Genomic DNA, 13,840 nt, shown 5'->3' on the forward strand with positions numbered 1-13,840 from the left:
CCCTTCGAGCATTGGAAAGCAAGGATCGTGACCGACATTCTGGATGACCTCGCCTGGCGCGGCCTGATCGCGCAGTCCACCGACATCGACACCCTGCGCGGGACGATGGCCGAGGGTCCGATCACGGTCTATTGCGGCTTCGACCCGACCGCGCCCTCGCTGCACGTCGGCAACCTGGTCCCGTTGCTGACCCTCACCCGCCTGCAGCGGGCGGGGCACCGGGTCGTCGGCCTGGTGGGCGGCGCGACCGGCCTGATCGGCGACCCCAGCGGTCGGAGCACCGAGCGCTCGCTGAACTCGTCCGAGGTCGTGGCCGAATGGGTGGCGCGGATCCGTGTTCAGCTGGAGAAGTTCCTCGACTTCTCGGAGGAGACGGGCGGGGTCCTGGTCAGCAACCTCGACTGGACCGAGGGCATGTCGGCGATCGACTTCCTGCGTGACGTCGGCAAGCACTTCCCCGTCAACCGGATGCTCGCCCGCGAGTCGGTCTCCGCCCGGCTGGGGGGAGAGGGGCTCAGCTACACCGAGTTCAGCTACCAGATCCTGCAGGCCAACGACTACCTGGAGCTGAACCGGCGCCACGGCTGCACGCTCCAGATCGGCGGCAGCGACCAGTGGGGCAACATCACCGCGGGAACCGACCTCATCCGCCGGGTGACGGGTAGCCATGTGCACGCCCTCACCGTGCCGTTGATCACCAAGGCGGACGGGACCAAGTTCGGCAAGACCGCCGGCGGTGCGGTCTGGCTCAACCCTGAGATGACCTCGCCGTACGCCTTCTACCAGTTCTGGCTGAACTCGGATGACAGGGACGTGGTGAAGTTCCTCAAGATCTACAGCTTCAGGTCCCGCGAGGAGATCGAGGAGCTGGAGAAGGCCGCCGCCGCGCGGCCCGCCGCGCGCGAGGCCCAGCGAGCACTCGCGGAGGAGTTCACCACGCTGCTGCACGGTGCCGACGAGTGCGCCGCGGTGATCGCCGCCTCGGCGGCTCTGTTCGGTCAGGGCTCCCTGGAGGAGTTGCCCGCGCGCACGCTTGGGGAGGCTCTCGCCGAGGTGCCGCGTGCCGAGGTTTCCGTGCTGGGAGCGTCCTTTGTCGACCTGCTCGCCGAGAGTGGCCTGGTCAAGTCGAAGTCCGAGGCGCGTCGCACCGTCAAGGAGGGCGGCGCCTACCTCAACAACACCAAGGTCACCGACGAGGCGTACGTGCCGTCGGCCGATGATCTGCTCCACGGACGCTTCCTGGTGCTCCGCCGTGGCAAGCGTTCGGTCGGTGGCGTCGAGGTCGTCGAGGCCTGACCCCTCCCGCGCTGTCGATCTGCTCTTCTGCCAGGTAAAGGCGATGATTACGAGGGATGGACGCCCCGGCTTCGGCCGGGGCGTTCGCTGTCTCACCGCGTAACATTCCGGTAGCAAACGCGCCTGGTTTCCTTAAGGAACCCCTCTGACCTGCGGTTTTACCAAGCGCGGCTGATTTGACGATGTTCCGGGAGGGGCATAATCTTTTCAATGCCCCGGGAGCGAGCCGGACGCCTGAGCTGGCGGACGGGCCCCAGGGACACTCCACTGAACGAACTTGAGAGTTCGGACTCCGCGTAGATCACCGGAAAACCGGTTGCTTCGCTGTGGCCCGGATGACACGGTAGGTTCAGCGGATTGCTCCGGAAGCGGGGCAAAGAAAATCCTAGTGAGTCTGCAGGGTTTGTGACAAATAGCTGAGAGCTAGCAATTTGACACAGTCTTGACAAGCTGTAGGATTTAAGTACGAAGCAGAGCGCCCCTGGCTCTCCGATCAAGTACTGGTCGGGACGACGGTGTACGCGTCCGTTTCTTGAGAACTCAACAGTGTGTTAAAAGCCAGTGCATGAAGCACAACCCTGTCCAACCTGCCCTTTCATCGGGGTGGGGGACGGATTCCTTTGGTTGAACATCCATCATGTGAGATGGGTGCTTTCAGCCGGGAGCAACTGTTCAGACATTGTTTGGAGAGTTTGATCCTGGCTCAGGACGAACGCTGGCGGCGTGCTTAACACATGCAAGTCGAGCGGAAAGGCCCTTCGGGGTACTCGAGCGGCGAACGGGTGAGTAACACGTGAGTAACCTGCCCCTGACTCTGGGATAAGCCCGGGAAACTGGGTCTAATACCGGATACGACACCTCCCGGCATCGGGTGGGTGTGGAAAGTCTTTTCGGTTGGGGATGGACTCGCGGCCTATCAGCTTGTTGGTGGGGTAACGGCCTACCAAGGCGACGACGGGTAGCCGGCCTGAGAGGGCGACCGGCCACACTGGGACTGAGACACGGCCCAGACTCCTACGGGAGGCAGCAGTGGGGAATATTGCGCAATGGGCGAAAGCCTGACGCAGCGACGCCGCGTGGGGGATGACGGCCTTCGGGTTGTAAACCTCTTTCAGCAGGGACGAAGTTGACGTGTACCTGCAGAAGAAGCGCCGGCTAACTACGTGCCAGCAGCCGCGGTAATACGTAGGGCGCAAGCGTTGTCCGGAATTATTGGGCGTAAAGAGCTCGTAGGTGGCTTGTCACGTCGGGTGTGAAAGCTTGGGGCTTAACTCCAGGTCTGCATTCGATACGGGCTGGCTAGAGGTAGGTAGGGGAGAACGGAATTCCTGGTGTAGCGGTGAAATGCGCAGATATCAGGAGGAACACCGGTGGCGAAGGCGGTTCTCTGGGCCTTACCTGACGCTGAGGAGCGAAAGCGTGGGGAGCGAACAGGATTAGATACCCTGGTAGTCCACGCTGTAAACGTTGGGCGCTAGGTGTGGGGACCTTCCACGGTTTCCGCGCCGTAGCTAACGCATTAAGCGCCCCGCCTGGGGAGTACGGCCGCAAGGCTAAAACTCAAAGGAATTGACGGGGGCCCGCACAAGCGGCGGAGCATGTTGCTTAATTCGACGCAACGCGAAGAACCTTACCAAGGCTTGACATCGCCCGGAAACACTCAGAGATGGGTGCCTCTTCGGACTGGGTGACAGGTGGTGCATGGCTGTCGTCAGCTCGTGTCGTGAGATGTTGGGTTAAGTCCCGCAACGAGCGCAACCCTTGTTCAATGTTGCCAGCACGCTCCTTCGGGGGTGGTGGGGACTCATTGGAGACTGCCGGGGTCAACTCGGAGGAAGGTGGGGATGACGTCAAGTCATCATGCCCCTTATGTCTTGGGCTGCAAACATGCTACAATGGCCGGTACAGAGGGTTGCGATACCGTGAGGTGGAGCGAATCCCTAAAAGCCGGTCTCAGTTCGGATTGGGGTCTGCAACTCGACCCCATGAAGTCGGAGTCGCTAGTAATCGCAGATCAGCAACGCTGCGGTGAATACGTTCCCGGGCCTTGTACACACCGCCCGTCACGTCACGAAAGTCGGCAACACCCGAAGCCCGTGGCCCAACCAGCTTGTCTGGGGGGAGCGGTCGAAGGTGGGGCTGGCGATTGGGACGAAGTCGTAACAAGGTAGCCGTACCGGAAGGTGCGGCTGGATCACCTCCTTTCTAAGGAGCATCGGCTCTTCTCGCCGGTTTCGGCTGGGAGAAGGGTTCATGTCGTGTCTGCAGGCGTACGTTCTGCACACGGCGCGCTCATTAGTGGAGCACTGGCTACTCAACCGGGTCTGTCGGCCGGGACTGCTAGTACCGCCCTCGTGAGAGGGAGTGGGAACGGGGTTTCGGGGGCTGGGTCTGGTTGGACACACTGTTGGGTCCTGAGGAAACGGACATCATGGCGGGCCCGCCTGTGGCGGGCTTGCTGTCTGTTGGAGCCTCATGCGGGACCATCCTCCTGTCATACCGGTCTGGTTCTTCGGAGCCGGGTGTTGGTGGCGGGGCGGGTTTGGTCGCTGTTTGTTGTTTGAGATTTGCATAGTGGACGCGAGCATCTTTGTGGCCAAGTTTTTTAGGGCACACGGTGGATGCCTTGGCATCAGGAGCCGATGAAGGACGTGGGAGGCTGCGTTAAGCCCCGGGGAGTCGCCAACCAGACTTTGATCCGGGGATGTCCGAATGGGGAAACCTAGCACCAGTCATGTGGTGTTGCCTCCGCCTGAATGTATAGGGCGGTTGGTGGTAACGCGGGGAAGTGAAACATCTCAGTACCCGTAGGAAGAGAAAACAAATTAGTGATTCCGTGAGTAGTGGTGAGCGAAAGCGGATCAGGCTAAACCGTAGGCGTGTGATAGCCGGCAGGCGTTGCGTTTACGGGGTTGTGGGACCCTCTGACGGTTTCTGCCGAGACCGTAGACAGTAAGAAATCCTTCCGATAGCCGAAGCTTCTGGGAAGTGGCGCCGTAGACCGTGAGAGTCGGGTAGGCGAAATTGGTTGGACTGTTGGAGGGGATCCCAAGTAGCACGGGGCCCGAGAAATCCTGTGTGAATCTGCCAGGACCACCTGGTAAGCCTAAATACTCCCTGATGACCGATAGTGAACAAGTACCGTGAGGGAAAGGTGAAAAGCGCCCCGGTGAGGGGTCGTGAAATAGTACCTGAAACCGTGTGCCTACAAGCCGTAGGAGCGTAAACATTCTTCGGAGTGTTTGTGATGTGACTGCGTGCCTTTTGAAGAATGAGCCTGCGAGTTATGGTGTGTGGCGAGGTTAACCCGTGTGGGGGAGCCGTAGCGAAAGCGAGTCTGAATAGGGCGTTTGAGTCGCATGCTGTAGACCCGAAGCGGAGTGATCTAGGCATGGGCAGGTTGAAGCGCGGGTAAGACCGCGTGGAGGACCGAACCCACCAGGGTTGAAAACCTGGGGGATGACCTGTGTTTAGGGGTGAAAGGCCAATCAAACTCCGTGATAGCTGGTTCTCCCCGAAATGCATTTAGGTGCAGCGTTGCGTGTTTCTTGCCGGAGGTAGAGCACTGGATGGCTAATGGGCCCGACAAGGTTACTGACGTCAGCCAAACTCCGAATGCCGGTAAGTGAGAGCGCAGCAGTGAGACTGCGGGGGATAAGCTCCGTAGTCGAGAGGGAAACAGCCCAGACCACCGACTAAGGCCCCTAAGCGTGTGCTAAGTGGGAAAGGATGTGGAGTCGCAGTGACAACCAGGAGGTTGGCTTAGAAGCAGCCACCCTTGAAAGAGTGCGTAATAGCTCACTGGTCAAGTGATTCTGCGCCGACAATGTAGCGGGGCTCAAGTACACCGCCGAAGTCGTGGCATTCACACGTATAACTGAGCCTTTGTGGTTTAGGTGTGTGGATGGGTAGGGGAGCGTCGTGCGGCCGGTGAAGCAGCGGAGTGATCCAGCTGTGGAGGCTGTGCGAGTGAGAATGCAGGCATGAGTAGCGAATCAGAAGTGAGAAACTTCTGCGCCGGATGACCAAGGGTTCCTGGGGCAGGCTAATCCGCCCAGGGTAAGTCGGGACCTAAGGCGAGGCCGACAGGCGTAGTCGATGGACAACGGGTTGATATTCCCGTACCCGCTACGATGCGCCAATACTGAATCCAGTGATACTAAGGGTCCTTAAGCCCCTAACGCCCTTCGGGGTGTGGGTGAGGCTGAACGCCTGGCCTGAACTGGTAGTAGGTAAGCGATGGGGTGACGCAGGAAGGTAGCCCAGCCCAGGCGATGGTAGTCCTGGGGTAAGCATGTAGGACGTGTTGTAGGCAAATCCGCAGCACATTAAGTCTGAGATGTGATGCCGAGCCGATTGTGGCGAAGTGGGTGATCCTATGCTGCCGAGAAAAGCCTCTAGTGAGTGTCGTGGCGGCCCGTACCCTAAACCGACTCAGGTGGTCAGGTAGAGAATACTAAGGCGATCGGGTGAACTGTGGTTAAGGAACTCGGCAAATTGCCCCCGTAACTTCGGGAGAAGGGGGGCCTTCGCTGGTGACGAACCTTTGCGTTCTGAGCTGGTGGGGGTCGCAGAGGCCAGGGGGAAGCGACTGTTTACTAAAAACACAGGTCCGTGCGAAGTCGTAAGACGATGTATACGGACTGACGCCTGCCCGGTGCTGGAACGTTAAGGGGACCGGTTAGTCGCACTTGTGTGGCGAAGCTGAGAACTTAAGCGCCAGTAAACGGCGGTGGTAACTATAACCATCCTAAGGTAGCGAAATTCCTTGTCGGGTAAGTTCCGACCTGCACGAATGGCGTAACGACTTCCCCGCTGTCTCAACCGCAGACCCGGCGAAATTGCACTACGAGTAAAGATGCTCGTTACGCGCAGCAGGACGGAAAGACCCCGGGACCTTCACTATAGCTTGACATTGGCGTTTGGAACGTCTTGTGTAGGATAGGTGGGAGACGGTGAAGCTATCACGCTAGTGGTGGTGGAGTCATTGGTGAAATACCACTCTGGTCGTTTTGAACGTCTAACTTCGGTCCGTGATCCGGATCAGGGACAGTGTCTGGTGGGTAGTTTAACTGGGGCGGTTGCCTCCTAAAGAGTAACGGAGGCGCCCAAAGGTTCCCTCAGCCTGGTTGGCAATCAGGTGTCGAGTGTAAGTGCACAAGGGAGCTTGACTGTGAGACCGACGGGTCGAGCAGGAGCGAAAGCTGGGACTAGTGATCCGGCGGTGGCATGTGGAAGCGCCGTCGCTCAACGGCTAAAAGGTACCCCGGGGATAACAGGCTGATCTTCCCCAAGAGTCCATATCGACGGGATGGTTTGGCACCTCGATGTCGGCTCGTCGCATCCTGGGGCTGGAGTAGGTCCCAAGGGTTGGGCTGTTCGCCCATTAAAGCGGCACGCGAGCTGGGTTTAGAACGTCGCGAGACAGTTCGGTCCCTATCCGCTGCGCGCGCAGGAGACTTGAAAGGAGCTGTCCCTAGTACGAGAGGACCGGGACGGACGAACCTCTGGTGTGCCAGTTGTTCCGCCAGGAGCACGGCTGGTTGGCTACGTTCGGAAGGGATAACCGCTGAAAGCATCTAAGCGGGAAGCTCGCCTTGAGATGAGGTCTCCCACCACGAGAGTGGGTAAGGCTCCCGGTAGACGACCGGGTTGATAGGCTGGAGGTGGAAGCGCAGTAATGTGTGGAGCTGACCAGTACTAATAGGCCGAGGACTTGACCACAAAGCAACATGCTTGATCTGTGCAGCGCTCTGTCCCTTCGCCGGGTCCGGAGCAGCGCCAGATCAAGGTCTTGCTCGCGTCCACTAGGCAATTCTGAGACAGCAAACAGTGGTTTGTGTGTTTCATAGTGTTACGGCGGTTATGGCGAAGGGGAAACACCCGGTTACATTCCGAACCCGGAAGTTAAGCTCTTCAGCGCCGATGGTACTGCACCGGGGACGGTGTGGGAGAGTAGGTCGCCGCCGGACAATTTTTCATTGAGGGCCCTCACCTTTTGGTGGGGGCCTTCGTGTTTTCCAGGGAGCTTTCGGGAAGGGGCTTGCGGGGTTTTTCTGGGGTTTTCAGTGGGCTTCCGTGTAAGGGGGCAGACCTCGGCTCTCACCGGTTCACAGTGGTTTCCGGGGAGCCTTCGAACAAGGGGCTGTACCTGGATCCCCGCCGGTCGGTGGGAGTTCTCGGCGTTTCCATGCACTGGAATCCGAACCGTCGGCCAGTGTTCTTCATGCCTTCCAAGGAGAGTTCCGAAAGGCGCTTCTGGGAGATTCGGAAATCATCCCAGGAGCCGGGGCTTGATGGAAAAGCCAGCCGTTCGTGTCCCAGTTAAGGCCTCCACGGGCTCGCCATCAGGGAGAGCCTCCGCTGAGCGGCCTTCTGCTCTGCCGAACCTGTGATGCCAGACGAGGGCCGGACACTCCGCAGCGCTCTGAAATCCGGCAATGCACTGCGCCACGACGTTCGTGATCATTTACGGGTACCGGAGAAGGGCGTATGGAGTTTCAATGGCTTGCTAGGCTGGAGAGGCCGGGCCACCCCACCAGCGGGTGGCCTTCGTCGCGCCAGACCACGATAGGGCGGGGCAGCGATAGCGAACGGGGCGCACCCCGCGGCCGGAGACCGCCCGCACAGCGAACCGTCCCATCCGATCGAGGAGATGGGAGGCGCTCGCAGAGTGAGCCAACGAATGGACCAGAAGTGAACAGTGACAACCGGCCTGAAGGCGCGGGTCGACGCGAAGAGGGCGAGAACCGCGGATCTGGCGGTCAGGGAGGTCACCGCGGCGATCGCGCAGGTGGCTACAGGGGACGTCCGGGAGACGGCCCCCGATATGGTGAGCGCCGAGAGGGGCGCCCGGGCGGTTCTTACGGCTCTCGTGACCGCGGCGACAGGCCGTCCTACAACCGTGACGACCGTGGTTCCGGCCGTCCTCCTTTCAACCGCGACGACCGGCCGGGCGGTGGGCAGAGGCCTTCGGGGCCGCGTGGTGACAACCAGCGTTCCTATGGTGATCGCGACCAGTCCCGAGGCGGTTCCTACGGAGCCCGTGACCGCGGGGACAGGCCGTCCTTCAACCGTGATGATCGTGGTGAGCGCAGGCCGTTCGACCGTGACGACCGTTCGGGTGGGGAGCGTCGTTCGTCCGGTGACCGCGATCAGTCGCGTGGTCAGTACGGTTCGCGTCCCGACAGCGGTGATCGTTCGGGTGGTGGTTACCGGGGAGATCGTCCGTCGTTCAACCGTGATGATCGTGGTGAGCGCAGGCCGTTCAACCGTGATGATCGTTCGGGTGGGGAGCGTCGTTCGTACGGTGACCGTGACCAGTCGCGTGGTCAGTACGGTTCGCGTCCCGACAGCGGTGAGCGCAGGCCGTTCAACCGCGATGATCGTTCGGGTGGGGAGCGTCGTTCGTACGGTGACCGCGATCAGTCGCGTGGTCAGTACGGTTCGCGTCCCGACAGCGGTGAGCGCAGGCCGTTCAACCGCGATGATCGTTCGGGTGGGGAGCGTCGTTCGTACGGTGACCGCGATCAGTCGCGTGGTCAGTACGGTTCGCGTCCCGACAGCGGTGAGCGCAGGCCGTTCAACCGCGATGACCGTTCGGGTGGTGGTTACCGGGGAGATCGTCCGTCGTTCAACCGTGATGATCGTGGTGAGCGCAGGCCGTTCAACCGTGATGATCGTTCGGGTGGGGAGCGTCGTTCGTACGGTGACCGTGACCAGTCGCGTGGTCAGTACGGTTCGCGTCCCGACAGCGGTGAGCGCAGGCCGTTCAACCGCGATGATCGTTCGGGTGGGGAGCGTCGTTCGTACGGTGACCGCGATCAGTCGCGTGGTCAGTACGGTTCGCGTCCCGACAGCGGTGAGCGCAGGCCGTTCAACCGCGATGACCGTTCGGGTGGGGAGCGTCGTTCGTACGGTGACCGCGATCAGTCGCGTGGTCAGTACGGTTCGCGTCCCGACAGCGGTGAACGCAGGCCCTTCAACCGTGATGATCGTGGTGAGCGCAGGCCGTTCAACCGCGATGACCGTTCGGGTGGGGAGCGTCCGTCGTTCAACCGTGATGATCGTCCGGGTGGCGAGCGTCGTTCGTACGGTGACCGTGACCAGGCCCGTAGCCGTTACGGTTCGCGTCCCGACAGCGGCGAGCGCAGGCCCTTCAACCGTGACGATCGTGGTGAGCGCAGGCCGTTCAACCGTGACGACCGTCCCGCCGGCGGCTACCGGGGAGACCGCGATGGCGAGGGGTCACGCACCCGCTATGGCCGGGATGACCGGCCCGGTGGCCGTGACGAGGCGCCCAGCCGCCAGCGTGAGGAATTGCCCGAGCTTGCCCCGGACATCACCGCGGAGGAGCTCGACAAGGAGATTCGCGAGGAGCTCCGTTCCCTCCCGCTCGACCTCGCGGAGCTGATCGCTCGCCACCTCGTGGCAGCCGAGAGGGCTCTGGGCGAGGACGACGCGGAGCGGGCGTACGAGCACACCAAGGTCGCTCGCCGCTTCGCGGCCAGGATCGGAGTGATCCGCGAGGCGGTCGGCATCGCGGCCTACCATGCCGGCCACTTCTCCGAAGCACTCAGTGACCTGCGTGCGGCCCGCCGGATGACGGGTTCTGACTCGTTCCTGCCGATCATGGCGGACTGCGAGCGTGGCCTCGGCCGCCCCGAGCGCGCCCTCGACCTGGTCCGCTCCAAGGAGGCCGAGCGGCTCGACCGCGTCGGCAAGATCGAGCTCGCCATCGTGGAATCCGGCGCCCGGCGTGATCTCGGTCAGCACGATGCCGCGGTCATCACTCTCCAGCGCCTTCCCGAGTTGCGCGACACGCGTCCCCAGCCCTGGTCGGCCCGTCTCGCCTTCGCCTACGCCGACGCGTTGTTCGAGGCGGGTCACGAGGGGCCTGCCACCGAGTGGTTCGGCCGGGCGATGGCTTTCGACGAGGACGGCGAGACCGATGCGGCCGAGCGTTACGCGGAGCTGACCGGGGCCGTCATCGAGGATCTCGAAGAGGACGACGAGTTCGAGGACGAGGAAGCCGTCGACGACCGCTTCCTGGACGACGCCGACGACGCCGACGACGACGCCGACGACGCCGACGACGCCGACGACGCCGACGAGGACGACATCGACGACGCGGCGACTCTGGACGCGGACATCGAGGACGAAGACGATCTCTACGAGGAGGCGTTCGGCACGGGAAAGCCCGTGATCGGTGACGCCCTGGACACCGGCGCTCCTGACGCGACCGGAACGGCGGGCATCGAGCGGAAGATCCAGGAGAAGGAGGGAAAGGCCGACCTGGCTGTCGAGCCGGCCTTCATCGAGCCTGACTTCGGCGACATTCTCCGCGATGCCCCCGATACCCACGACGATCAGGACGAGACCGACGAGCAGGGCCAGAATCGCCGGAGCAAGCCCGAGGAGAAGTAGCTCCCCGGGGACTTCGCCGCGTTTCGGGTGAACGGTCCGTTCACCCGAAATGGCGATTCCAGCGCGGTCCTGGGCCTGGGAGACGCGTCCTTACGACTCTGTCCGGTCCAGCCAGTGCAGGATTCCAGCCACGTTGGACGGGGCGCCGCTCAGCAGCTCGAACTGCTCGGCGGTGGCCTCGTCCGCCTTCAGCGCCGCATAGCGGTCACGGGTCCGCTCCCTGACCATGGCCACCGCGTGGTCCAGGTCCATGGCCTGCGCGCGGGCCTGACGGGTCAGGTCGACCCAGACACGCAACTCCTCAGCGGAGCGTCCCAGAATCTCTTCCACGTCCGTGACCGGCCCGTAGTGGCTGAAGAGCAGCCGTTGCGGGCCCAGCGCCTTGAACAGGGCGATCGAGTCCAGTGCGGTCCGCAGGTCGAAGTCCGGCGGGGGCGTGGCGGGGCGTAGGTCGCCCGTCTCCGGAAGGTAGACCCCGGCCGCGTCGCCGACGTAGAGGTCACCGGTGCCGGAGTCGATGAGCCCCACGTGATGTTTGGCGTGTCCCGGGGAGTAGTGGCTGCTCAGCGTGCGTCCGTTGCCGAGGTCGATGGTGCCGGTGTCCCCTAGCGCGCGAATTCGTGAGGCTTCGGTGGGGGAGAGCTCGCCGAACAGGGCGTCCAGCCTGTCGCCCCAGACCATTCGCGCGCTGGCCATCAGTTTGGCCGGGTCGGCGAGATGCCGGGCGCCTTTCTCGTGAACCACGATCTCCGCATCCGGGTAGAAACCGGCGATGTCCCCGACTCCGCCCGCGTGGTCCAGGTGGATGTGCGTGACAGCGATCGTGGTGAGATCCGCCGGGCCGACGCCCAGCGAGGTCAGGGCGTCGCGTACCACGGGAGCCGAGGTGGAGGTGCCCGTCTCCACCAGGCAGGGCCGATCTCCGAGAATCAGGTATCCGGCCGTGATGCTGGAGTATCCGGCCATCCTCGTGTCGATCTCATAGACGTCTCCGCCGAGGGCGGTGATGTTGTCCACAGGTCACCTCATAACTGGAACCGGCGTCCCCAGAACGGTATTCGGCCATTCCGGTGCAGCTCACATCGTAGAGAATCATCCTCGGCCGCTCGCCTCCGTACGCGAAGAAAGCAAGCGACCCGGTGCCGGTTGTGAGGGCCGCTGAGATGTCGTCTCCGGGGTGAACGCATGATCTCGGTCACTGTTCGGACCTCCAGGGGCCGGAGACCTCAGAGTCGCTCAAAGCTCCGGCTTCCTGGGGGGCCGGACCGCTCGCGGGCGGGCTCTGGGCCGAACTGGTGAGCAGACGCAGGACCAGGCCGGTGCGGGGCTTGGGGCCGAAGGAGGTGGACTTGCGGGGCACCCGTTCTCCCCGGGCCGCGATCGCGAGCACGTCCTCGACCGCCAGCGGGCGCAGCAGCACCGCCGTCCCACCGGAGGCCCGCGCGAGCTGTGTGGCGGCCTCCGGATCGTGGTGGACGACGCGCACCGAACGCTCGTCGTCCCGCATCCCCCACACCTTCGGCAGGAGGAACTCCGCGAGGATGGAGGTGTTCAGCGCCCGCCATCCGGCCGAGCGGTCGGTCGGCATGGCGTGCGCGAGCCGGTCGGGGTCGGGGTCGGTGAGCAGGTAGGTGGGGCCCCCGCCGGACAACAGGTAGGCCGGTCCGGTGCTCTCCTCCAGCGCGGCCAGCCCCTCGGCCAGGCCCGCATGCTCCCGCACCTTCCAGGAGCCCCTGGCCTTGGCCAGCGCCTCCCCGAGCGGCAGTTCGGGAATGACCCGATGGATGGCCTTCAGATGCGGGGGGTAGGCGCCGGAGTCCACCAGGAGTGCGAGACCGAAATCCCAGGGCCCGGGCTCTGCGGGCCTCGCGGCGTGGTGTTCCCGCTGAAGTTCGAGGTAGGTGGCGTAGCGGTGGTGCCCGTCGGCGATCAGAGCCTGGCGAGGGCGGAGATCGGCGTTGATGGAGGCGAGCTCACCGGTGTCGGTGACGGCCCACAGCCGGTGTCTGACCCCGTCGCCGGTCACCGCCTCCGCCAGCGGAGGCCGGGATGTGGCGGTCCGGTCGACGAGGCGGGTGGCGGCGCCGCCCGCGCCGTCGTAGAGCAGGAAGATCGGCTCCAGGTTGGCCTCCGTGGTGCGCATCAGCGCCAGCCGGTTGGCGACCGGTCCGGGCATCACGTTCTCGTGAGGCAGGACGATGTGCTGTTCCGGCCCCGCCAGGCCCACGTCGCCGATGAGTCCGCGCTGCAGGATTCCGGGCCCGGACTGCTCGTAGACGTAGATCGCGGGTGTCTCGTCGGCGGCCAGCACTCCGGAGGAGAGCCACTCCCGAAGCCTCTCCCGTGCCTCGGCGTACCTGGGCTGGTCGATGCCGGGAAGGATCAGGCGCACCACGTTGTTGGGGTGGGTGTCGAGCAACTTCCGTACGCCCGCCTCGTCGATGAGATCGTAAGGCGGTGAGGTGACCCCGGCCAGATCGTCGACCGTGAACCGTACGCCGCGGAACGGGCGTAGCAGCAGCCCGTCGGGAACCGGCAGTTCAGGATTCGCCATAGAGGGCATGCTGCCATAAAGGCCTGAAACGGCCAGGCGCCGTCTCGAGGCTGCGGTGGTGCCCGGTCCCGTCAGGGAGTCGGCCAGATCTGTCGTCTGTCGATGAAGGAGGCCTCACACAATGGTCCAAGGACGTAGCGGTCCGTCTGATTCCCCCAACCCCGAGACGGGCGCTCCGGTCGGGGACGTCTACGAATGGTTTCAACGAGGGATGAGGCTGCTGGCCGAGGGGAGCCCGGCGGCGGCTGCCGCGCTGCTGGAGCGGGCGGCCTACGCGGAGCCGGAGTCCCGGAGCATCCGTGAGGCTCTCGCCCGGGCACAGTTCAACTCCCGGCAGTACGCCGACGCGGTCGACAGCTTTCGCTGGATCATCGATGCGAACCCAGCCGAGGACTACGCGTATTTCGGTCTCGGGCTCGCCCTGTGGCGGACCGGGGACATGGAGGGAGCCCAGGAGCCGCTGGCCATCGCCGTCGCGATGCGGCCCGACCAGCGGCACTACGTCTCCGCCTTGAAAAGCGTGCGCGCCACGTTACGGGCCCGCCGGATGTGATCCGTATGTGA

The 13,840-nt window shown here is 63.3% G+C and carries 5 protein-coding genes and 3 rRNA genes; 6 read left to right on the plus strand and 2 right to left on the minus strand.

Annotated elements, in window-relative coordinates:
- Positions 1-27: 27 nt before the first annotated feature.
- The 5 genes from tyrS (at position 28) to ACQP0P_RS18600 (ending at position 10,722) form a co-directional block, all read left to right on the plus strand.
- Positions 28-1,296 carry a tyrosine--tRNA ligase gene (gene tyrS, locus ACQP0P_RS18580; protein ID WP_433378302.1) on the plus strand — a complete coding sequence of 423 codons (1,269 nt, stop codon included), beginning with the start codon at positions 28-30 and terminating at the stop codon, positions 1,294-1,296.
- A gap of 680 nt (positions 1,297-1,976) precedes the next feature.
- A 16S ribosomal RNA gene (locus ACQP0P_RS18585) occupies positions 1,977-3,501 on the plus strand.
- 389 nt (positions 3,502-3,890) lie between these two features.
- Positions 3,891-7,020, plus strand: a 23S ribosomal RNA gene (locus ACQP0P_RS18590).
- A 131-nt stretch (positions 7,021-7,151) separates the two neighbouring features.
- Positions 7,152-7,268, plus strand: a 5S ribosomal RNA gene (rrf, locus tag ACQP0P_RS18595).
- Together the 16S, 23S and 5S rRNA genes form the textbook arrangement of a ribosomal RNA operon.
- A gap of 2,347 nt (positions 7,269-9,615) precedes the next feature.
- Positions 9,616-10,722 (plus strand): hypothetical protein, encoded by a 1,107-nt coding sequence (locus tag ACQP0P_RS18600; protein WP_433378305.1) that lies wholly within the window; start codon positions 9,616-9,618, stop codon positions 10,720-10,722.
- A gap of 90 nt (positions 10,723-10,812) precedes the next feature.
- On the opposite strand, the gene ACQP0P_RS18605 is transcribed toward ACQP0P_RS18600, so the two are convergent.
- Positions 10,813-11,739 (minus strand): MBL fold metallo-hydrolase, encoded by a 927-nt coding sequence (locus ACQP0P_RS18605; protein ID WP_433378310.1) that lies wholly within the window; start codon positions 11,737-11,739, stop codon positions 10,813-10,815.
- A 178-nt stretch (positions 11,740-11,917) separates the two neighbouring features.
- A complete protein-coding gene (locus tag ACQP0P_RS18610; RefSeq protein ID WP_433378314.1) occupies positions 11,918-13,276 on the minus strand; it encodes a DUF1015 family protein in 1,359 nt (452 codons plus the stop codon).
- 121 nt (positions 13,277-13,397) lie between these two features.
- Here ACQP0P_RS18610 and ACQP0P_RS18615 point away from each other — a divergent pair, with 121 nt between their 5' ends.
- On the plus strand, positions 13,398-13,829 hold the full coding sequence (locus ACQP0P_RS18615) for a tetratricopeptide repeat protein (protein ID WP_343968972.1): 432 nt from the start codon (positions 13,398-13,400) through the stop codon (positions 13,827-13,829).
- Positions 13,830-13,840: the final 11 nt, after the last annotated feature.

Source organism: Streptosporangium sp. CA-115845 (assembly GCF_050943795.1).
Lineage (GTDB): Bacteria > Actinomycetota > Actinomycetes > Streptosporangiales > Streptosporangiaceae > Streptosporangium.